The sequence below is a fragment of the Ruegeria sp. CL5 genome, from assembly GCF_056536485.1.
The window spans coordinates 163,317-185,071 of record NZ_JBQFPS010000006.1; the positions used below are offsets into that span (position 1 = coordinate 163,317).

Annotated in this window: 21 protein-coding genes; 4 read left to right on the top strand and 17 right to left on the bottom strand. The window is 52.9% G+C overall.

Annotated elements, in window-relative coordinates:
* Positions 1-3 precede the first annotated feature (3 nt).
* The 3 genes from ACR0IU_RS12300 to ACR0IU_RS12310 are packed head-to-tail and all read right to left on the bottom strand — an operon-like array spanning position 4 to position 1,671.
* Positions 4-984: an alpha/beta fold hydrolase gene (locus tag ACR0IU_RS12300; protein WP_480688841.1), complete on the bottom strand. Its 981-nt coding sequence runs from the start codon at positions 982-984 to the stop codon at positions 4-6.
* A 60-nt stretch (positions 985-1,044) separates the two neighbouring features.
* Positions 1,045-1,335: a hypothetical protein gene (locus ACR0IU_RS12305; protein ID WP_480716459.1), complete on the bottom strand. Its 291-nt coding sequence runs from the start codon at positions 1,333-1,335 to the stop codon at positions 1,045-1,047.
* A gap of 51 nt (positions 1,336-1,386) precedes the next feature.
* Positions 1,387-1,671 (bottom strand): hypothetical protein, encoded by a 285-nt coding sequence (locus tag ACR0IU_RS12310; RefSeq protein ID WP_480716460.1) that lies wholly within the window; start codon positions 1,669-1,671, stop codon positions 1,387-1,389.
* 118 nt (positions 1,672-1,789) lie between these two features.
* Here ACR0IU_RS12310 and ACR0IU_RS12315 point away from each other — a divergent pair, with 118 nt between their 5' ends.
* Entirely contained in the window at positions 1,790-2,707 is a 918-nt protein-coding gene (locus tag ACR0IU_RS12315; protein ID WP_170668234.1) for a LysR substrate-binding domain-containing protein, read from the top strand.
* Positions 2,708-2,737: 30 nt separating this feature from the next.
* On the opposite strand, the gene ACR0IU_RS12320 is transcribed toward ACR0IU_RS12315, so the two are convergent.
* From ACR0IU_RS12320 to ACR0IU_RS12335, 4 genes are all read right to left on the bottom strand, one after another.
* Positions 2,738-3,307, bottom strand: a complete 570-nt coding sequence (locus ACR0IU_RS12320; RefSeq protein ID WP_113789122.1) for a carboxymuconolactone decarboxylase family protein — start codon at positions 3,305-3,307, stop codon at positions 2,738-2,740.
* Between the two features lie 137 nt (positions 3,308-3,444).
* Positions 3,445-3,930 (bottom strand): YHS domain-containing (seleno)protein, encoded by a 486-nt coding sequence (locus ACR0IU_RS12325; RefSeq protein ID WP_113789121.1) that lies wholly within the window; start codon positions 3,928-3,930, stop codon positions 3,445-3,447.
* Between the two features lie 48 nt (positions 3,931-3,978).
* Entirely contained in the window at positions 3,979-4,845 is an 867-nt protein-coding gene (locus tag ACR0IU_RS12330; RefSeq protein WP_058282012.1) for a cysteine hydrolase family protein, read from the bottom strand.
* Between the two features lie 161 nt (positions 4,846-5,006).
* The gene (locus ACR0IU_RS12335; RefSeq protein ID WP_170485340.1) at positions 5,007-6,017 is read right to left on the bottom strand and encodes an AraC family transcriptional regulator; all 1,011 of its coding nucleotides are present in this window, start codon (positions 6,015-6,017) and stop codon (positions 5,007-5,009) included.
* 194 nt (positions 6,018-6,211) lie between these two features.
* On the opposite strand from ACR0IU_RS12335, the gene ACR0IU_RS12340 reads away from it, so the two are divergent.
* Positions 6,212-7,084: a bile acid:sodium symporter family protein gene (locus ACR0IU_RS12340; protein WP_480688836.1), complete on the top strand. Its 873-nt coding sequence runs from the start codon at positions 6,212-6,214 to the stop codon at positions 7,082-7,084.
* Positions 7,085-7,154: 70 nt separating this feature from the next.
* On the opposite strand, the gene ACR0IU_RS12345 is transcribed toward ACR0IU_RS12340, so the two are convergent.
* The 7 genes from ACR0IU_RS12345 to ACR0IU_RS12375 all read right to left on the bottom strand — a co-directional run bounded on the left by ACR0IU_RS12345 (position 7,155) and on the right by ACR0IU_RS12375 (position 13,868).
* A complete protein-coding gene (locus ACR0IU_RS12345) occupies positions 7,155-8,093 on the bottom strand; it encodes a 3-hydroxyacyl-CoA dehydrogenase (RefSeq protein WP_480688834.1) in 939 nt (312 codons plus the stop codon).
* Positions 8,094-8,137: 44 nt separating this feature from the next.
* Positions 8,138-9,100, bottom strand: a complete 963-nt coding sequence (gene kce / locus ACR0IU_RS12350) for a 3,5-dioxohexanoate:acetyl-CoA acetone transferase (protein ID WP_480457583.1) — start codon at positions 9,098-9,100, stop codon at positions 8,138-8,140.
* Positions 9,097-9,915 carry an SDR family oxidoreductase gene (locus ACR0IU_RS12355; protein WP_170780668.1) on the bottom strand — a complete coding sequence of 273 codons (819 nt, stop codon included), beginning with the start codon at positions 9,913-9,915 and terminating at the stop codon, positions 9,097-9,099. The genes kce and ACR0IU_RS12355 overlap by 4 nt, the downstream gene beginning before the upstream one ends.
* A 10-nt stretch (positions 9,916-9,925) precedes the next feature.
* On the bottom strand, positions 9,926-11,269 hold the full coding sequence (locus ACR0IU_RS12360) for a TRAP transporter large permease subunit (protein WP_170515324.1): 1,344 nt from the start codon (positions 11,267-11,269) through the stop codon (positions 9,926-9,928).
* Entirely contained in the window at positions 11,262-11,861 is a 600-nt protein-coding gene (locus tag ACR0IU_RS12365; RefSeq protein ID WP_480688831.1) for a TRAP transporter small permease subunit, read from the bottom strand. The genes ACR0IU_RS12360 and ACR0IU_RS12365 overlap by 8 nt, the downstream gene beginning before the upstream one ends.
* A gap of 6 nt (positions 11,862-11,867) precedes the next feature.
* Positions 11,868-12,905, bottom strand: a complete 1,038-nt coding sequence (locus tag ACR0IU_RS12370; RefSeq protein ID WP_170515330.1) for a TRAP transporter substrate-binding protein — start codon at positions 12,903-12,905, stop codon at positions 11,868-11,870.
* A 288-nt stretch (positions 12,906-13,193) separates the two neighbouring features.
* Positions 13,194-13,868, bottom strand: coding sequence for a GntR family transcriptional regulator (locus tag ACR0IU_RS12375; protein WP_480688829.1), 675 nt, complete (start codon positions 13,866-13,868; stop codon positions 13,194-13,196).
* A gap of 538 nt (positions 13,869-14,406) precedes the next feature.
* On the opposite strand from ACR0IU_RS12375, the gene ACR0IU_RS12380 reads away from it, so the two are divergent.
* Both ACR0IU_RS12380 and ACR0IU_RS12385 read left to right on the top strand, forming a co-directional pair.
* Positions 14,407-14,610 (top strand): hypothetical protein, encoded by a 204-nt coding sequence (locus ACR0IU_RS12380; RefSeq protein WP_480688827.1) that lies wholly within the window; start codon positions 14,407-14,409, stop codon positions 14,608-14,610.
* A gap of 238 nt (positions 14,611-14,848) precedes the next feature.
* The gene (locus ACR0IU_RS12385; RefSeq protein ID WP_480688825.1) at positions 14,849-18,217 is read left to right on the top strand and encodes a DEAD/DEAH box helicase family protein; all 3,369 of its coding nucleotides are present in this window, start codon (positions 14,849-14,851) and stop codon (positions 18,215-18,217) included.
* A gap of 220 nt (positions 18,218-18,437) precedes the next feature.
* Here ACR0IU_RS12385 and ACR0IU_RS12390 read toward each other — a convergent pair whose 3' ends face one another.
* Genes ACR0IU_RS12390 through ACR0IU_RS12400 form a run of 3 tightly spaced genes read right to left on the bottom strand, consistent with a single transcriptional unit; the run spans position 18,438 to position 21,747 of the window.
* Complete coding sequence (locus ACR0IU_RS12390; RefSeq protein WP_480688823.1) at positions 18,438-18,647, bottom strand: KTSC domain-containing protein; 210 nt, start codon at positions 18,645-18,647, stop codon at positions 18,438-18,440.
* Positions 18,648-18,650: 3 nt separating this feature from the next.
* A complete protein-coding gene (locus ACR0IU_RS12395; RefSeq protein WP_480688821.1) occupies positions 18,651-20,528 on the bottom strand; it encodes an ATP-binding protein in 1,878 nt (625 codons plus the stop codon).
* Positions 20,518-21,747: an SIR2 family NAD-dependent protein deacylase gene (locus ACR0IU_RS12400; protein WP_480688819.1), complete on the bottom strand. Its 1,230-nt coding sequence runs from the start codon at positions 21,745-21,747 to the stop codon at positions 20,518-20,520. The genes ACR0IU_RS12395 and ACR0IU_RS12400 overlap by 11 nt, the downstream gene beginning before the upstream one ends.
* Positions 21,748-21,755 lie beyond the last annotated feature (8 nt).

Below are 21,755 nucleotides of genomic sequence, written 5' to 3' on the forward strand. Positions count from 1 at the left end.
ACGTCAGTTGCTGGCGGCGGTGATGCGGTTCAGAAAGGCGGTCATCTGCGCTGCAATCTCGGGCCCATACTCTTCGAGTGCAAAGTGTCCCGTATCGAGCAGATGAAACTCGAGATCATTCAGATCGCGTTGATAGGGATAGGCGCCTTCGACCGGAAAGATGTGATCATTTTTGCCCCACATCAGCAGCGCCGGGGGTTGATGCTTCCGAAACAGCGCTTGCCATTTTGGGTACTCGGCAACGTTGGTGCCGTAATCCAGAAAGAGTTCAAGTTGCACCTCTTGATTGCCATCGCGGTCAAGCAGGTATTGGACGTGCCAATAGTTATCCGGGCTGATCAACTCGGGTTTTTGAACTCCGTGGGTGAACTGCCATTTGGTGGCATCCAGAGTGAGGAATCCACGAAGCTGGTCGCCGTTCTCTTGCGATGGCTCGGCCCAATAGGCTTTGATTGGATCCCAGAACTCGCGCAGCCCTTCTTCATAAGCATTCCCGTTTTGAATGATAAAGCCAGTGACCCGCTCGGGTTGTTCCGCAAACATACGGAAACCAACCGGGGCACCGTAATCCATCAGATAGACCGCGTATTGATCGATACCCTTCCGGTCGAGCAACGCCGTCATCATTCCAGAGATATTTGCGAAAGAATACTCGAAGTTTTCAGCCATCGGCATGTCCGACGCGCCAAATCCGGGGAAATCGGGCGCGATCACGTGGTAGTTCTTGGCCAGTTCCGGGATAAGGTTACGGAACATATGCGAAGAAGTCGGAAAGCCATGAAGCAGCAGGACGGTGGGCCTGCTCGGATCTCCGGCCTCACGATAGGCGATAGCGATGTCGCCGATTTCTTCCGTGCGGAAGCTGACGGCTTGCGCAGCTTCAACTCCAGTCTCTACGGCGATTGCAGGCGCCGGAGCAAATGGCACAGCAATGGAAAGTGCGAGAATGCTGGCGCTCAGGATGGATTTCAAATTGCGCGACATGGGTATTTCCTTTCATTGGGTTACGGGGGGCGCGTCTGAACACGCCAGGATTGACACTGGTCAGATTTGCTGTCCGAGCGACGCTTCGAGCTTTGCGTTTCGTGCTTTCAGCGCTGCCAGCTCAGTGCGAAACGGGGCCAGATAATCTTCAAACTCTTCAAAGGTCAGGCGTTGGGGGATGTGCTGTGGGCAGTTCCAGTCCATCGCTTCAAGCTTGATCACAACCGCCCGCTCCGGGTGAGCGCGATAGTCCGGCGATCTCAGGCGCTGCATCAGGGCCGGATCGTCCTCGGCACCAATGATCATCGCCTGACCCCAGATCTTGAGACGCTTCTGATTGGGGTAGTCCATCAGAATCAGCGAGATGCGGTCATTGCCCAGCAGATTCCCAGTGCTGAGGTACTACCGGTTGCCGCGGAAATCGGCGTAGGCAAGTGTCCGTTCATCCAACACTTTCAGAAAACCCGTTGGACCGCCGCGGAATTGCACATAAGGCCAGCCGGTTTCTGAGACCGTGGCCTGATAGAAGCCGTCCCTTTGCTCGATGAAGCTGGCCTCAATTGGGCTGATCAGGTCCTCGTCACGGGTGCCTTCCAGAAACTTCGCGTAACCGTTCGCTGAACCATTTTTGGCCTGCGTTTCGCGCACGGAAGGCGTGAAGCTGATCTCTGCAAAGGGTCGTGCCATTGAATTCTCCATCTCGGTCTGGGCGATGCCCTGGGACTGAGGTGAAGTTAATCAGAGCTTCTATGTTGCGGAATTCAGATACTTGGCAATATATTATTCCAAAAAGTGGAATAATGCTGTGGACAGATTTCACGCGCTAAACGTCTTTGTGAAGGTGGCCGAGTTGAAAGGTTTTGCCGCGGCGGCCCGCCACCTCAACATGTCACCGCCAACAGTGACCCGAATGGTTTCCATGCTTGAGGACAGCCTGGGGATCCGTCTTTTTGTGCGCACCACGCGCTCGGTGATGCTGACTGATAGTGGACAAAGGTTTTTTGAGGATGCCAGACGTATTTTGGCTGATCTTGAAGAGGCCGAGCGCGCCGCTTTCGGTTCCTATGCCGAACCAACCGGGGAACTAAGTGTCACCGCATCGGTCTTGTTTGGTCGTATGTTCATCACTCCGCTTCTGGGCGAATTTCTGGATCTGTATCCAAAGCTCTCAGCGCGCACGCTCTATGTGGACCGCGTGGTCAATCTGATTGATGAGGGTCTCGACGTCGGGATCAGAATTGGCAACCTCGCTGATTCCAGTTTGATGGCTGTCAGGTGTGGTACGGTGAGGCAGGTCGTGTTTGCTTCCCGTAAATATCTTGACCAATATGGCGAACCAGATACGCCCGATGATTTGTCCTGCCACGCGATCATTAATTCTACTGCCCTGAATGCATCCGCCCAATGGCATTTTCAAAGCGGTAGAAAGAGCATAACCAAACGAGTGAACCCACGCATCAGCATGAATACTAATGACGCCGTGATTGAGTTGGCGTTGCAAGGTCATGGGATCGGACGGCTTTTGTCGTATCAGGTGGCACCCTACATTGCAGATGGGCGGCTCAAGACTGTCATGAAGTCATATGAGCCACCCGAGGTTCCCATCCATCTTGTGCATCAAGAGGGTCGAACCGTGTCTGCGAAGGTACGCGCTTTTGTTGATTTTGCGGTCGAACGTCTCAAATCGGATTTCCTTATTGGCCAGAACCAAACTCAGGCCTAAGCGCAAGACCAACAATTAGGCAAAATCGCGCTATTCAGCCGCCGCCGCGGATGAGGCGGTCCATGCATTTGGGACAAACGCATCATCCAAAGCCGTTTCCGCCACATGGTTCGTATAGTTCGACAGGATTTTCAACGCTGTGCCAAGGATGACTTCCAGCATGGTCTGGCGGGTATAGCCAGCCGTCAGAAACGCCTCGACCTGTGCGTCGCTGGGCCAGCCTCGGCTTTCGTTGATCACGATGACGAATTTGCGCAGTGCTTCCAATTTGGGGTCGGCGATAGGGCTGCCATCGCGTAACGCTGCGATCACGTCTTCGGGGACACCGGCCATCTGTGAAAGAGTGGTATGGGCGGCCATGCAGTACTTGCACCCGTTCAACCGGTTGTTGGTCATAAGGATGATCTGGCGCTCAGTCTCTGACAGGCCGGTCTTTCCAAAGATGTTGGAAAGTGTCGTATAGCCTTCCAAAATTGCGGGCGCTTCGGCCATGGCCGCATAAAGGTTGGGCACAAAACCATATCCTTTCAGCGATGCTTCCAGAATTGGTTTCGCGGCATCAGGGGCTGAGGCGATTGTATAGGTCTCAAAATCAGTCATGTCTGGTTTCCTTTGGGAAGAGTTTTCGACGCACGCGAATTGTCATTGCGGACAGGGCGTCTTGGAGAAATGCCGGCCTTTTGGGGAGGGGAGAGGCAGCGGTGGCTCCGACCGGCAAAAGCCACCAAATTCCTCGATCAAAGGCTGCCGACAGGCGTGTGGTGGATGTCTGCCCACTTGGCATGGGCGCCTTGGATCACGGTCTCTTTGTCCTCAAGGTACTTCTTGAAGATGTCCTCATTCACAAAGAGATAGAGCTTGTTGTCCACGATATCGGCATACCGAACATCGCCATCAAGCTTCTTGCCTACATAGACGCCAAAGGCGCAGAACCCGCCGAATTGAGGCAGATGTGCCGTCGGATCCGCCTCGAATGTGGCTTGCGCTGCCTGCGACGCAAAATAGTAGTCCACTCCATCATGGGCCGATGTAAAAGTGGCGTTGCCCATTTCGGGTTTTTCGGCTTCAAACATCGATACAGGATCGACGCCATGCATGCCGAGGGGCTGCCCAGTCAAGGTAAGACTGTTCGAAACGTTGTATTCATCGTCAGCCAATGCCGCCGCCGCCAGGGCGAGAGTCAACGCTGTTGTAAGTGCGGGAAATGTGAAGATGCGTGTCATGATATGTCCTTTCAGGATGTCAGGATCAAATTTGAAGATCGATTTGCGTCAGGCCGATTGGCCAATGCGCTCAACCGCGTCGTCGGTCCACCAGACGCCGTTGGCGACCATTCGGAAGTTGATGATGGCGGCGAGATACCCGTCACCTTCAGGCACCTTGGCCCCGGCTGTGGCATCGCGAACGACAGCGACTTCGTAGCCCAGCTCCAGCAGCTCGTAGAGATGCGCCTGCGTACACAGGTTCGCCGACATCCCCGCGAGGATCACCTTGTCGATCTTGCGTTTACGCAATTGCAGGTTCAGGTCATTCTGAGCAGGGCTGTAAACCTTGTGTGGCGAGCAAATGATGGTTTCGCCATCCTCGATGTACTTCTTGTATTGCGGCATCCAGTCGGCACCTGAGCCCTCGAAGTTGTCCAAATTGAGCGGTCCCAGGCGGTCAAACATGCCGATGCTGTGCATCGTGGCTTCCAGAGTGCCCTCGAACTCCCACTTGTGGTCATGTGGGTAGTAATAGTGGGGCGAGATGAAGACCGGCATCCCCGCAGCCTTGGCGGCAATGAAAAGCCGTTCGATATTGTCGACCGTGCCCTGTTCGGTCACGCTTTCGCCAACGACACCCCACGTCACACCGTCCTCTGACAAAAAATCAATCTGGGGGTCGGTCACCACAAGCGCAGTACGCCCCGGCTCGATGGTCATGTCGATTTGGGGAAGGCCTGGATTTTCCGGGTCAGCATAGTAGGCGCGTGCTTCGTCGGTCGCGGCAAGGGCCTGCCCGCCAGCCACTATTGTTGTACCTGCCGCGGCCGCACCGGCGGCTTGTTGCAAGAGTCGCCGGCGCGCCATATCAACGCGTTCGGGCGTGACGTCGCAAGCGCAGCTTGCTCCATGTTTGTGGTCATGATTGCTCATTGCAAATTTCCTTTGTCTGAGAGGGGCAAATTGGTTTGCTTTACTCGGGAGCGCCCCAGGTGGATCTGACAAAGAAGAAGTTAGGCGCCACATCGTTTGAGGTATCGGCCCGCCCTGCCAAGGTTTTGGCCGAACCTGCCATGTGGTCTTGAGGTGTGTGCCTAGTCGGAGGTCGCCTGCTGCCGGAATCGTGCCGGAGCCTGGCCAACCCAGCGCTTGAAGGCGCGGCTGAACGTGCTCTGTTCCGAAAACCCGGTCATAAATGCGATCTCGGCTATGGAAGCCTTACCGTCACGGAGCAGGTCACGAGCGAGTGCAACTTGTGCCTGACCAAGAACGTCGCGATAGGTCAGCCCTTCTTCGGCCAACCTGCGGTAAAGAGTGCGCTCGCTCATTCCCATCTCTTGGGCGACATGCGCTGCCTGCGGTGCGCCGTTACTCAGGGCCGGTGTAAGCCGGTGGACAATTGCTTGGCTCAGTGAGGTGTCGTCATCGCGAGAGTTGAACTCCTCATCCAGGTGCTTCGTCATGAAATCTGACAAGCCCGGATCGCCAAGACGATTTTCGCTTTCCAGCATAGCAGGGCGCATAGCAATGGCGTTGTGGGCGCTCCCAAATCGAACCGGGCACCCGAAATATTCGGCGTAATGTTCTGGCTCTTGTCTGCATGCATGCTGAAACGTGACATATGCGAGCGACAACCCATCACCCACAAACCGATGCATGTTCCTCGCAAAGGCCGCAAGCGCGCATTCGTTGCGCAGCTCCAAGGCGGCGCGATGTGGTGTTTGTCCTTCAAAAATCCAAAGAACCGGGTCGCCGGTTTCATCAAGTCTGTACACTGCGGTGTCCGTGACGAGACGAAAATAGCGCTCGATCCGTTGCAATGATTGCCGCAAGGTCGGAGCTGTCTTAACGGCCAGGCCAAGTACGCCGAGATCATCGGTCGCAATCGCGTTTGCATAGGCCTCAACTAACGCGGCCTCGTCCGCTTGTTGCGCACGAATCCAATCTATCAAATCGAAATACGCATCATCCGCCAATTGGCCGTGTTGAGCTTCTGGTAAACGCAGCACGACAGCGCCATTCGAAATCAGGGCGCCATCGTCGTTCAGCGTCATCCCGGCGGCGTTGGCCATCGCGCGGGCGAATGCGTAAGTTACACTTGCCATACAGTGAGATTAGCACTGGAAAGCTCTTTCACACCAGATCGTCCAACCCTGTGATAGGTATAATAAATAAAGACAGCCTCGATCTTCGGGCGCTTGAGGATAAATGCGCCAAACTGATAAAACTCGTCATCAGGTTTTCTGAACGGTATCGTCCGAAAGCGTGCGGAAGCATGCAGTCATAGAGGTCATGGTAGATGGGCGAAATTTTTATATCTGTGCTGCTGCCGCTCGCAGTTGTTGTCATCATGTTCTGCCTTGGCCTCGGACTCACAGCGGCTGACTTTCAACGCATCGGACGACGTCCACGTGCCTTTTGCGTCGGGGCTCTCAACCAGATCGTTTTGCTGCCTTGCATCGCTTTGATGGTGATCTTTATCTTTGGGATTTCCGCCGAGACAGCCGTTGGCATTATGATTTTAGCGGCCTGTCCGGGCGGGGCGATCAGTAACATCGTAACCAAGCTTTCGAATTGGGATGTTGCTTTGTCTGTTACTCTTACAGCAGTCTTCAGTCTGACTTGTGTCGTTACCGTACCGCTTATCCTAGGGTTTTCGATGCAGATGTTCATGGGGGCAACTGCGCCCGCTATCGACATCTCTTCGACGGCTTTAGCAATGTTTTTTTTAACAGCTTCTCCAATCCTAGTCGGGGTGACCGCGCGGTCATTGGCGCCGCGGATTGTAGCCGCTGTCGAACCAGTCTTTAGCAAGGTCTCTATGCTACTTTTTGCGCTGGTCATCGGAGGCGCGATCATTTCAAACTGGGTGGTGGTCGCGGATAACCTCCTTAGGCTTGGACCCGCACTTTTGGTTGTAGGTGCGTCACTCACGTTTATTGGCATCATGAGTTCAGGGATGCTCGGATGCACAGACATCGAGGCGAAGACGATTTCAATTGAGACCGGCGTTCAAAACGGAGCTTTGGGGATCGCAATTGCCACCTTGCTGTTGCCTAACACCAATGGGTTAAGCGAATATGCCATCCCATCCGCAATTTATAGCGTGGTCTGGATCGTAACAATGTTGCCTGTGTTCGCTTTCCTTGCGCGAAAAAGCCCAATTTTGTGATCCGCTGTTGCGTCATGGGGATTCCAATAAGTTTTGGCGTTGAGAATGCGGTCTTGCTGGAACGACGAAGTTAGCATTCCTGAGTGTCTTTCTTGTGGCGTAGCAGGGACATCAGTTTGCGGTCACGACTGACCTGTGCAGCAGGGATATCTTCAACCGGCGTTCGCGCTGACAGTTCGGTGGCCAGCTTGTCATTTGCCACGCTGGTCCAGTCGATGTTCTCGTACGAACCGATGCCAAAGCCCCGGTACATTGCCCCGTAGCGTGCAACATAGTCAGTTACGCCGCCGGGAGCGTTCAGATGAATGGTCTGCATTGGGCCCATGATTGACCAGCGCAGCCCAAGCCCGTCGCAGATTGCCTTGTCGAGATCGGTGGCAGTTACGATGCCGTTGCTGACCAGACTGAACGCCTCTTCTAAAAGCGCGCCTTGCAGGCGGTTCACAACGAAACCGTCGATCTCCTGACTCAGCACGATGGTTTCGCGCTGACATTTGATCATCAACTCGTTCACTGTTTCAACAGCGCGCAGATCAGTCCATGGCGACGGCACAAGTTCGACAGCAGGATGCAAATGTGGCGGGTTGATGGGGTGTACGACCAGACACCGCTGTCTGCCCGGGATGTGTTCGCAATAACGCGACGCGGAAATGCCCGAGGTTGAGCTTCCGATGGGCACATCTGCGCCTGCGATGGCGTCGATTGCCAGCGTGATCTCTCGTTTGATCTCGACGTTTTCGGGGCCGTTCTCCTGCACGTAGATCGCGCCCTGCACAGCGTTCTCAAGCTCAGAGGCAACGGAGATGCGCCGCAGGATTGTCGGGGCATCAGAGGCATCTATGAGTTCGAATTCGGCCAGATCCGCGATACGCTTTTCCATTGCCTTTAAAGCGTTTTGCGCGGCCTCAGGCGACAGATCATACATCGCAACATCGTACCCGGCCTGTGCAAATACCGCTGCCCAACCCTGCCCAATCAACCCTGCGCCTATAATAGCGATTTTGCTCATAAGTTTTCGTCCTTGGTGTGAGGAATATCGGTGTCAGGAATTGCTTAGAAGGCCACCTGGTCGCCGCCTTTGAGGCCTAGAATTTCACGGGCTTCATCGGGTGTGGCGACTTGAAGGCCAAGCCCTTCAACGATGGTCCGGATCTTGCGAACCTGTACCGCGTTGGATTGGGCAAGTTCGCCGCGGCCCGCCCAAAGGCTGTCTTCTAGCCCAACGCGAACATTGCCGCCCAAGGTTGCCGCTTGCGTCGCGATGCGGAACTGGTTCGCGCCAGCGCCCAGAACGGACCAGCGATAGTCGTCTCCGAACAGACGATCAGCTGTGCGTTTCATGTGAAGGACGTCTTCGTGGTGGGGACCGATGCCACCCAGCAAGCCAAAGACTGACTGAACGAAAAACGGCGCTTTGACCAAGCCGCGATCCGCAAAATGCGCAAGGTTGTAGAGGTGGGAGGTATCGTAGCATTCGAACTCGAACCGCGTACCGTTGCCATAGCAGGTTTCCAGAACATACTCGATGTCCTTGAACGAATTGCGGAAGACGAGATCGCGGGAACCCTCCAGATGCTCGCGTTCCCATGCATGTTCGAAGGTCTTGAACCGGTTTAGCATAGGATAGAGGCCAAAGTTCATAGACCCCATGTTTAACGAGGCCAGCTCGGGTTGATATGTCGCAGCGGGTGCGGCGCGTTCTTTGACGCTCATATACGGGCTGCCACCGGTTGTGATGTTGACCACAGCGCCTGAGCTTTGCTTGATTTGAGGCAGGAACGCGGCGAACCCCTCGGGGCTCTGGTCAGGCCGCCCGTCTGGATGGCGTGCGTGCAGGTGAAGTATCGCGGCTCCGGCTTCGGCGGCGGCGAGGGAATCATCGATGATTTCTTCCGGCGTCACCGGCAAGTGGGGCGACATAGACGGCGTGTGAATCGCACCGGTTACGGCACATGTGATGATGACTTTGCCTGCGCCGTTGCTTATATTCTCTGTTGATTTTACATTTAGTGTCATAGTGTTACCACATTTCCGTCAACGGCAAGAGATTGCCCTGACAAGTTCACGCCAGCGTCCGAGATGAGGAACGCGACAGTTGCCGCGACATCATCGGGGCTCACCATGCGACGCATGGAAATCTTGTTGAGATACTCGTCCTTCATGACCGCATCGCTGACACCCGTGGCAACAGCCTGATCGTGGATCACCTTTTCCATCCTCGGCCCATCGACGAACCCGGGCAGAATAGCGTTCACGCGAATATTGGAGGGGCCTAACTCTTTGGCGAGACTTTGGGTTAGGCCGATGACGCCAAATTTGGCTGCTGAGTACGGGGAGCGTCTGGCGTAGCCATGCTTGGCAGCAGCGGAGGCCATGTTGACAAGCGCGCCGCCGCCCCGTGCTTTGATCATGGGTATCGCCCGTCGAGCGGCCAGGAACTGACCGGTGAGGCAGATGTCGATGCACCGACGCCAGTCTGCGGGCGAAAGGTCTTCTAGATTGCCGGTTGGCCCGGCTATCCCAGCATTGTTCACTAATGCGTCCAGCCCGCCAAAAGCCTCCTGAACCTCGTCAAAAAAGCCATCTATCGCATTTTCGTTCGAGACGTCCGCCTCAACCGCGATGCATCCTTCAAGCTCAACGCAAGATCGACGCAGCGCGTCTGTATCGACATCACAAATCGCGATCTGGGCACCTTGTGAATTGAGCATCCTTGCTATGCTGAACCCGATTCCGCTGGCACCGGCCGTGATCACGACCTTCTTGCCCTCCAACCCCGGCAGGGACATCTGCCTTGCCTCTGTCTGGTTACTAGATGAGTTAGTGGTCATGTCACCGCCTCTACTTGCCGAAGACCGCATCCGGGACCCAGAGCACAAGGCTTGGCCAAATGATCAGAAGGGCAAGACCTGCCAGTTGCAGCGCTACAAAAGGGATGATGCCGCGATAGATGATGCGGATAGAGATTTCGGGTGGGGCGACGCCTTTGACGTAGAATAGTGAATAGCCGAAGGGTGGCGTCAGGAAACTGGTTTGCAGATTGACCGCCACAAGCATGGCGAACCACAAAAGTTGTTGTTCACGGGATATCCCTAACCCAAAGTCCAATCCCGCTACGATAGGCGCAAATAGTGGAAGGACGATAAAGCTGATCTCGACCCATTCCAGGAAGAACCCCATGATGAAGATCAGCAGAAGCAGGATGCCCAGTGTGCCGTAAGCACCAAGATCGAAGAACAGGATTGCGTTCTCGATCATCTTGTCACCCTTGAGGCCCTTGAAGACCATGCCAAAGATCGTGGCGCCAACTAATACGCCTAGTATCATCGCAGAAGTATTGCCTGTTTCTCGGACGCAGCCGGACAGGGTTTTAAAGGTCAGTTTGCGATTGATGGCCGCGAGGATCATCGCACAAATCGCGCCTAGACCTGCGGCTTCGGTCGGGGTGGCCGTACCCGTGGCAATCGACCCAAGAACAGTCAGGATAAGAACAAGCGGTGCAAACAAGTCGCGCAGCAGCGCCAGTGCTAGGGATCCTTCGGCTGGAACCTGTGTTGATACAGGGGCATCGGTTGGCTTCGTCAACGCAACGAATACAATATAGCCGATGTACAGGCCACCCAACAGCAGGCCAGGAACTACGGCCCCCAGGAACAGCTCGCCAACGGAAATCTGAAGAATATCGCCCACCAGAACCAGCATGATCGAAGGCGGAATCAGAATTCCCAGAGTGCCCGAGGCCGCAATGGTGCCAACAGCCAGCTCCGGCTTGTATTTCTCGCGCAGCATAATGGGCAGAGCCAGTGTGCTCAGCATGACCACCGAAGCACCAACGATGCCAGTGCTGGCCGCCATGATGATGCCCAATAAGGCGACGGAAATGGCCAACCCGCCTCGTCTCCGACCCAATGCGCGCTCAAGCGAATAGAGAAGGTTTTGAGCTAAACCGGATTTGTCGAGCATCGCACCCATGAAGACGAACAGGGGCACCGCAAGCAAAAGCCAGTTTTCAATAACGCCTGCGTAGATGCGCGAGACGCCAATTTTGAGGAATGCAAATGGCAAACCGCCGATAAAAGAAAACAGAATTCCGATGCCGCCGAGAACAAAGGCAACCGGATAGCCACTGAAAATTCCCAAAAGCAAACAAATGACCATGGATAGGGGAATGATGTGTTCAATCATGGGAATCCCCCGTCCCGAACAGACTTTTGAGTTTTTGGATAGTCAGGCCGAGACCGGCAATCAGCATCAAACCAAAGCCGATGGGAAGAAACGCCTTCAAAAAAAACCGATCATACATACCGTCATAATCCGAACCTTCACCCATGTTGAATGAACGCAATGTAAAGTCATAACCGTGGAAAACTACGATGACGCAAAGAGGCATCAACAGAGCCAGATGGCCTATCACCTCAATGATGTCCTTCGTTTTTTTACTAAAATGCTGACGTAGGAAATCGACGCGCACGTGACGGTCGCTGACGATTGCTCCGGCCATTGTGAGCATCAGCATGATTCCAAAGAGGTGCCATTGCAAATCGCCGATACTAGAAAGTGTCAGCTTGGACCCAAACAGGAAAATGTCATTTTCCCACCGAAGGATTGTACCGAACTTGGCTGCTGACAGCGTCACGCCAATAAGAACCAGAATGAGGATGGGAATAATGAGCCAAGCCGCGGCCCGACCTATCCATACGATCCCGCGAAGAACCGTATGGACAGGGCCGATACCACGATTTGGATCACTCGGTGGAGCGTCCATATCGTGTGCCATTTTGGCTTACTCGGCGGGGAGAGTTTGCAGGCCGGTCCAGCGTCCCGACGACGCCACGAAGTCCTTCATCGAGTGGTAGGCCTCGCCATAAAGCGCATCTTTCTCGGCTTCGGCACTTAGCACACGTTCTGTAGCAATCCGCAGTTCCGCAAGAACTTCGTCTGGGAAGGATTTGACAATGGTGCCACCCCCCTCGAACACTTCGATCTGCGGCGTTTGGGCCGCAGGGGCATATTGCAACGTCCAGGCCATACTGACCTGACAGGCCGCTTCATACATCGCCTGTTCAGCCGCGCTCATGCCATTCCAGACATCCATATTGATCATCAGCACATCAACGCTGCCCGGCTGGTGCCATCCCGGATAGTATTGATATTTTGCGATCTGGTTGAAGCCAAAATCCTTGTCGATAATTGGCAAGGAAAATTCGGTCGCGTCGATGCGGCCACGTTCCAACGCAAGATAGATTTCGCCTGCGGGCATGAACTGAGCTGATGCGCCAAATTCGTTGAGAACACGTGCACCAACGCCACCCATGCGCATCTTCAGACCATTAAAATCTTCGACTGAATTGATCTCTTTGTTGAACCAGCCGCCCGGTTCGGGCGCGGTGATGTGGCAGGCCAGTACCTTAATGTTCAGATCGTCAAACCCGCGCTGAACGATTTCGAGACCACCGCCCACATGCAGCCAAGCCGCCAACGCATCTGGTCCGGCCCCAAAGGGGGTTGCCCCGATCTGAGCCACTGGGATTTTGCCGCCCCATTGACCAAGGAAGCTCCATCCCGCCGGGATCGCCCCGGAGCTAACGTTATCAAGAATCTCACCTGCGGGAACCAGTTCACCCGATCCATAGAGTTGCAGACCAACATCGCCGTCGCTCATGTTGCGCAAGGTTTCATCCATGATCTTAGCACTGTCCGCCAGGAACGTCAGATCCTTTGGAATGCTCATGTGGACGTCCAGAATATCTGCGGATGCCGAAGTCGCGCCATAAGCCATGGAGCCGGCAACAAGGCTCGCGGCAATTTTCGAATATTTCACTGTATTCCTCCCGTAACTATGCCCGACACGAACATCCATAGCGGCCAGTTCGTAAGGCTGGTGCATGATATTTTGATTATTGATCAAAAATCAACTTAATAATAATTGCCCGTTGTTGCGCATGATTCCAATTGGTTGGCTAGGTTTAGGCTGACTTGGGGACCTCACCTAACACTACGATTCTAAGAATCGAGGCCGAAAATGAAATTCCTGAACATCGCCTATCACGATGTGCATCTTGGACATTCGACACTCTGCAAAATCGACAACGCGTTCTTGCTGCATGCTTCAGGCAGGCGTGCCATCATCAAACAAAGTTTTCACCAGCACGTCATAAGCATCCGAAATGTCGAGAAACAGTTCCTGCGTGGCGGTTGGTTCGTCGCCGTCGCGAATGGCTTGCACAATTTTCCGGTGATGATTGTTGGACACTTTGTACTGATTTTTTCGCTCCAGTTGATACAGATGCGGGCTGACCCGTAACCAAAGCGTGTTGATGATGTCGATCAAAACCGGAGAGTGCGACTGTTGATATATCCTTAGATGAAACTCGTAGTTGGCCTTGATATATCCCTGTACATCGTCGGATTGCTCAGCTGCCTCCAACTGCTTCAGCAGTACCTCGAGCTCGGTCAAAAACGCATCGTCACGATTGGCCAGCGCCCATTTGACAGCCAACGTTTCAACTTCCAGGCGCACATCGCGCAGGTCGGTCAGTTCGTCATAACCGAGGCTGGGAACGCCCAGCGAACGCCCCGATACATTTGCCACCACTCCAATCGCCTGGAGACGCGTGAGCGCCTCGCGAACAGGCATGGCGCTCACGCCAAACGCTTCGGCGACCCGAGCGACATGCACCGCCTGACCAGGTGTAAATTCACCTTCGCGCAAAAGAGTGCACAATTGATCATAGACCTGATCGTGAAATTTCTCTTTCTGAATCGGTTTGGCATTTTTGAGCATGACCCATCTATTCGCACACATTCAGTGAGGAAATCCACCTTACATTACCACTCCATGTCACCCATTTCAGCGGGTATCGGACAAGAGGAGTTGACCGCCCCTTCCACCGCGCAAACTGTGAATTTAAGTAGGGCCAGCCTTGCAAAAAAAAGAATGTAGCAAATGTCGGCGTAGTGGGCAGTAAGCACACTATTGCAATGACTCTTCTAGAGTCTGCTAAGGGGTTCTTTTCGGTGGTTCGCAACGTAACAGGCCTACCACGTTTTGGGTCGTTCGTTGAACTTTGCAAAGTCCGCTTTCTGCGCATTGATGTCATTGGGGCTTCGCGCAGCATCGGTCTATGTGGGCTCAATACCGTCATTTGCTGCATACTGAGCGTATGCCGCTTTTAATAGGGATCATTTACCGCTGAGCCTATTATCGCGGCTTATGTCAAATCTGGAGAAGTTCGTTGGATGAGGCCAAAGTCAGCAATTCTTATACGTGAGATTAATTTCGACCTGCGATGGTTGCACGGTATTCTACATGAGGATTTGACATGAAAAAACTTGCAACCATTGACCTGCCCAGGACAAACGCAAACGCTTTTGAAGTGCTGGCGCGCTGCCAGTCCGCAGCCGAAAGTGCCGGAGCAGAACAAGCCAGAATTCAGGGCTTCCTTGAGGACGCCGTCCAAGGTGACTTTGAGCACTTGCTGCGTGTGGTGAAAACCCACTTCAAGGTCTCTAGCGCCGGGCCTTGATTAGTGAGGGCCTGGCATGCCGCCAGGCCTCTAACTCAAAATACCCTCTGTCACCAGTAAGGTTGCCTAGCAGGCTGACGGCTCATGTTGTGTTCGAGAACCTGGTCATCGCCCACGTAAAACCGGTGCGAATTTCCGACAGTTTCAGGAAAACGAATGTTTCTTCCGGTGATATCTTGAAGGACGATGCCCGCAGTATCACTATTAGACTAAGCGTCCTAAAACCAAGTCTTGTTCATTGTTTTCACTCCCTGATTGGCTGCGTTCCAAGCCAAAGCAGCTCACCGAAGCAAAACAAAAGCCCGCAAGCGAGCTTGATGCCGAACCAGTTGCGAAGGTCGGCACCAATATCGACCGGCCGGTCATCAATCTTTATCGACCCCATATCACCTCCGGGGATTGTCTGATTGTCACCGGGTATCAGGACTTCTTGTCTTCGCTGTCGATTTTGATGAAGGAATTGCCTGAGCTGAGGGATCCCGAAAACGACAGCGATATCCGGATCCGGATATCGTTCGGGATCGACACAGCGAATACCAAAAGGCTGACCAACCCCAAACCAGTCACCGAAGAAATGAAACTCTACTGGCTGGAGCGCTCCGGGCTTCAAGTGGAGGAGGATCACGATCTCATCGCAGTGCTGGCAAAACACGCCATCAAAACCGGGAAAATTGATCTGCGTGTCTTCGATCCGGAGCTCGCCAAACGCAAGTTGGGGATATCTGGGGATCGGCGGCTACACTCAAAAATCGTCAGCTCACCAAAAGGTGCCGTCGCCGGGTCCGCAAACTTTTCCTACTCAGGGCTCTACAGAAACATCGAGTATGCCGATGACCTGGATGCGGGCACTCATGAACTTCAGGTCGAACGCACAGAAGCCGCTGAGCAGGCTTGGGATGTGTCTGTCGATTGGAATACCGAAGCGCTGGAGATACTCGAAAAGCTTATCAAACCGGTGACCGCTGAAGACGCGATGGCGCGAACTATCTCGGAACAAAAGGGGTTTGAACCCTGGCTCACCGGAGCCCGAAAAGAGATCACGAGCCATACGCTGTTTGGGTATCAACAGGAGCTGACCTATGAGGCGTGTTCCATCGTCTATGACCATGGCATCGCCTTCGTAGAAGCGCCAACCGGTTCGGGAAAGACAGAAATCGGCTGTCACCTGGCTGAAGCATTGTCAGAAACATTCTCAGAAGTCGTTCCCCGCTCCCCCGTCCATGGCGTTGCGCGAAAAAATGCAGCTGTAATTGCCCCGCCCAAAGTTATTCCCAGTTGGCGCAAGTACTCGACAAACTCGCTCCAACCTGTCGCAAACAGCAAACTTGCCAAACAACACCTCCGTGGCGCTGGCGATGAAGAAAAATCTGGGCTCAGGCTCGATCAGTTTGGCATTCTGATAATCGATGAAAGCCACACAGTTACTCCGGGCTTTGAACAAGCATCTCAAATGGCCTCAGCCATCGAACTTGCCCCGCCAAGCTGGAATGTCTGTCTATCGGCAACGCTGCTCGGGAACCGGGATGTCGACTGGTTGACCCATATGCAGGAGAAGCGGGCATCCATTTTCATGACCCCAACCTTCATTCAGGCCATGGGTGAGTTGTTCGAGCGCGAAACCCACGTTCCCAAGGATATCTTCAACCAGGATGCACAACTGGCCGTTCTGTCAGAACCTGAAACGACGCTCACGCGAGAGGCTCGCACCGAACTCGCTCAACTTGTTTCGCCGTTTTTGACACGCAGACAAAGGCGATGCATCGGCGAGGACGAAGATCCCAAGAAGCACAGTTACCCGAAACTTGAAAACCACGGGCGCCCGAAGAAACTTAAGGTGACAAAGCCTCAGCAAACGCGCCTGGATGAGATTGTGGCTCTCTGCAAAGAGCTTGCGCCTGGCGGTAGGGTGACCGCAGTCGAGAAAAGCCGGTTCGGGCACGTCAGCACGCAACAAAGCACGCAGGATCAGCTCTACATCCGAAACCTTTTGAACATTCTGCGCGTGAGTGCTGCCCAAGCCCATTGGGAGATGTCTCATGGAGCTATTGGCAAATCGCTTCGCGAGTTCGAGCGTGGTGGAAAATCGAAGAAAAAGGTATCCCACCGCGACCAGTCCGACATGTTCGCGGCACTGGGAATAGAAGCGCCTGAACCCACAAAGAAATGCGACGCTCTAAACCAAAAACTGAGTCTCAGTGTTCTCAAGGAGCTTGATGAGAAGCGGTATGAGGCGTGCCTGAGAATACAAAACGAAAAAGACAGGGTCGTCTTTCTCGCGGAACGGACGGACACACTCGAGATTTTTGCAGAAGCGCTGTCGCGCAGAGGCCACCACACCAACTATGTCGTGGGAAACCAAACCAAGGGTGAAGATCGCGCCGTGAAGGCGATCTTTGGAGATGGCCCCGACAGTTTCAAGCGTATCAAACAGGGCAAGTCCGTGGAGTCTTACTTCCGACCTGGAGGAAAGAACGAACCAAAAGGATCTGCATCGGTTTTTCTGACTTACAAGATGGCTGAAGGCATCAACCTTCAGTCGTCAGACACGCTGGTGTTGCTTGGTCTGACCTCGAACCTGAAAGAGCTCATCCAAGGTCTGGGTAGGATCGACAGGATCGATAGTGAGTTCGGGGTCGTCAATTACCACCTTGTTGATGTGCCAGTAGGTCAGTTTGCATCTGACGAAAAAATCGCCCAGCGCATAGAGAACTATAAAACTTTGGCTGGGGAGGCGCTAATCGACGCCGTTTTAGAAGAAAGCACCGAAGACGCAGAACTGATCCTCAATAGTGTTGTAAAATATCTGCGATCCCCACGGCTGCTTCGCGACAATAACTTTCACGACGTGCTGGAACGCACCAAGCAAACAATCCCAGAAGACCGCTACAAACTCATCGACAAGGCCAAGATCCAGGGCACCTGGGGCGCCGAGTTGGCGCTCTTATCGGCCCGTGAGAAATTCACGGCGCTACATCTCAAAGGACTTAGCAAGAGCAATAGCTTCTTTCCGCCACGCCTGCTGCTTCTAAAGGATACTGCGCCAGGCCTGATATTGGAACGCGACCAGCTGGCCTGCGTCCAATCTCTGGAGACTGCATACGAACGGACCAGAAGCCTGGGCATGGAACACGCCCACATGTCTCTGGAAGATCTCTCCGAAGCGCTAGAGACGATTTCAGAGCAGATCGGCAAGCTGACCGAATGGGACTTGCGCCCCGCTCGCGTTGAGAGCCTCATGAAAGCTTGCGCCGAGTTCATGGGACGCAAAGGTGGTGTAGAACTCAGTGATCAAGAGTGGTTTGGCCATCTGTCACTGCTTGCCGTGGAAATGGTGTGCGAGGCGTGGAGCCGTGAGCTTGATCCCTTCTGGGAACAAGCGAAACACGAAGTACGTGACAGCTTCGCCTATGAGGATCTTCCCAAGGGTTACATCGCGCTTCAGGTTATCTTGGAAAAGCTCGAAAGCGATCATCAGGCGTCCGCTGAGATCCATGAAAAGATGGTCCGGGTCATCGAAGAAGCTGAGCAGGTATCACGCGACCACGAACCCGCAATTGGACAACGCATTTCAGTGGTGTTCTTTTCGGATGGAGCAGGCGAGCACTAGGCGGCCTCAGACAGCAGCGAAGCCAGATCACCCAGTTTTATCAAGTTTCCACATGAAGCGGACCTTTCTCTGTGATGAGATTGATTATCTGCTCGCAGCTCAAGCCGGACATGTCTGCGCGCGACCTAGGAAGGCCAACGGAAGTTCGCTGCGGGTGCAAAGTCGGCGCAACTTTAATGGAGAGCAGAACTTCAACGAAAAGAAAATTTGCAATCTGCGCCTATACCCGCGAGTAACGATACACACCCTTCACATTCTGATGCAGATAACTTCCAACAGATGCTGCTGCGATCAAACCCTCAAAAACCTGCCTCGGCACATCGAAGTACTGGTAGAGCGACCCGTTCAGAAACTCCACTTGAAGTGTGTTTGAAACGTCATCATATCCGACTGCACGTACGTTGCTTGAGTCAACGGGAACCATTTCCATAGTTTATTCCTTAATCAACCTATCAATTTTTGGGTTTTGCGCACGCCAAGCCTCAACCATCTCTTTGTAGTTTGGTTCATTCTCCATCGGAATACCCCAACCTCCAGGGTGTTGGGTCTCATCAAGAGAAACCTCGTCAAATACGATTGGGTCCTGGCTGTCGGGACGCTTGTTCGGTGGTGGGGGTTCTATTGTGGTACGCATGGGCAACTTAACGCTTTCCCCCAAAATAATTGCTTCGCCGGTACGCAAGATCGGCAGCATTCCCGTCAGACCGTCAAGGTTATCAGACATCGCTGAAGAAACTTGCGAGCGATCTGTTGCGTTCGCGAGACGTAAGGCAAAAAATGTTCCGCATTGAGACAGTACGGTCGGGTCGATCTCAGCAGGTCTCTGACTGACGATCATCGCACCGATGCCGTACTTCCGACCTTCTTTGACAATTCTTTTGACAATCTGCGAGGCGGCCGACTCTGATTGTTGGTTCAAATAAATGTGCGCCTCTTCCATTACTATCAAAAGAGGTCTGAACCGCCCCCCTTGCGACAAATCTCTTGACCAGAACACCGCGTCGTAAATTAACCGCAAAAGCACTCCAATGGTCGTGCGTAAAGTATCGGATGGCACCCCTGAAAGGTCTAATATTGAGATCGGATTTGTACTTCCGATCCAACTCCTCAGTAGCTGATCTAGATCAGCTTCGGTTTCTCCTTCGCTATTCGCGAGGAATTCACCGGGGCGGAAAATATAGTCATACTTGGGAATCCGCAACTTGGTGCCGAGTAGTTGCACTTGCTTTCCTATGTTCAATGCGCCCGGCAAGTAGTTGATTTTTTCTTCACCAGCAGCCGTAACAATGTTCTTGAACTGGGGAGGAATTCCTTTGAAGGCATCTCCTTTCAGTTCGTTACCACCTGCGTCTGTTGCATAAGCGAGGTTGTCTTTCGGATCGCCTGCGCGTTCACGATAATAAGTTGCAAACGTCTCGACAAAAAGCTCATACCAAAGATCATGAAGACTGAACGGAATAGGGGAATCCACGCTAAGCGTATCTTTAGACACCCCTTTTCGAGGGGTCTTTTGAAGTGACGCAAGCTTGTACTTGTGCACCCGCTCCATGACAAGATTGCGATCTTTCTCACTATTGAAATCGCCAAATGCAACTTTGCACAATTCATCAAAGCTCAGCGCCCAATAAGGCACCAACAGTTTCTGAGAATCCTTTTGAGTAGGATTAGATGGTGAGATTTTGAACAAATTGGCTTTGTCATCCAAAGCCCGCCCATACTCGCCATGCAGATCGAGCATGATGATGCGAGCAGAGGGATAATTCTGCCGATCAGACAAAGCATTCATTAAGCTAGCCACGGTTGTGGATTTGCCCGAGCCTGTGGTGCCAACCACCGCCGAATGTCTTGTGATCAATTTGTTTACATCGACCAGTGCTGGTATCGACTCAGCGTTTGATACATGTCCCAGCTTTACGAAGTAAGGCTTGTCAGGTTGACCATATATCCCTTTAAGCTCTTTCTCAGAAACAAGATGAACCGGGTCACCAATTGTTGGATACTGAGACAAGCCTCTTTGGAATGTGCCATTCTTAGGTCCTTCGCCGATCAACTGTACAGTCATCCATCGACTATTTATGTCCAGCTCATTTGTTTTTGATACTGGAACGGCACTCGCGCCGACCTGGCTAACAATTCCAAACAAGTTGTCAAATCCAATTGGTATGCGTACGAAGCTCCCCACTTGTCCCGCTCGATAACCTTGGCCGTCGATGTACACAAAGCCTGTCAGGGACTTCGACGACATGGCGAGGCTGACAGTGGTCCCGCTTACGTCTTGCACGTCTCCCAAGTAACTTTCGTCAGCCTGCATGCTCGTCACCCAAACCGCTACCAATCAAATGTTTTAGGAACCTGGTCAGTTCAGCGAAATCACCCAACTTAACAGACGGCATTGTGGCTCCAGCACTCTCCTCAACTTGGACGTTGTGCAGGAACGCCCTCAATTCCCTGTCGGCATCATCTGCTGGCTTTGAGGCATGCCATTGTCCTAAACTCGTACCGATAATAGCTTTATCGAATGTCCATACATTCAGATTGTGCTGCTTTTTGGCTAACTGATATGCGTTGGGATATCTTTCGCCAGAACCATCTTCACTTTCTGCAAACTCGTAGTTTCCGAACTGCAAAGCCAATACCATTCCAGTTGGGTTTGCCTTTAGCGCATTCAAGATCGCATCGTTTAAATGGCCATCGTTGAAGGAATAACCCGAAAGCACCAAGAACGATGATTTTCGACGTATGAACTTATTAAGTTGGTCGATGAGAGCGAGGTAAGGCATTTTCCTGCTCTCCTCGTATTTTAGGTGAGACGGATAAATGAGGTGGGAATCAGAGTCTTTGACAGAGGACGAACGAAATACTCTTTTTTGATCGTTGTTGTTTTCTTGGTGCCAGTTGATCGAACCATGGATTTTCCAGAGCCGAGTCCAGTGGGCCGGGATCATATCGTCTTCCACAGCTCTAAGGTCGAAGAAAGACTTCTTTGCACCTACAAAACCGTCGAAGTACGGCACCTCATAGTCTTCTAGAGCTTGTTCCATAAGAAGATCGTAGTTTGTGGTGAATACTTCAATTGGGACTTTTCGATCAATAGACCTGACCCAACTACACAACTGATGATATGGTGTTTCGTCATTGGGAAGCGGTACATTTAGAACGGAGACAATCTGCTCACAGATTGCCTGCTCTAACGAGATTAGGTCCTCCTCGATGAAACCCCGTACATCTCCACCTTTGGCTACTGAAAGTAATCCCCGCAGGAAACTTAGAATATCTTCAACGTTTTCTGGATTTTTGCCAGCCTTCTTCAACTCTTCCAAAAGCTGGTTGTATTTTGCGTTCCCGGTCAGAGCGCTTGAAACCTTACTCGTTAAGGCGGCAACATCAGGTATAAGCGGCCATTGGCCGTCCGGCATGTTCACTGCTAGAGGACAGCCTGCTGACAGGAAGAATCCAATCGCCTCGTTATCTTGCGAAAGAGATTGCCTGAGGTATTTTAGATGCCGAATTGGGTCATGAAAATTAGTCACAAATATTT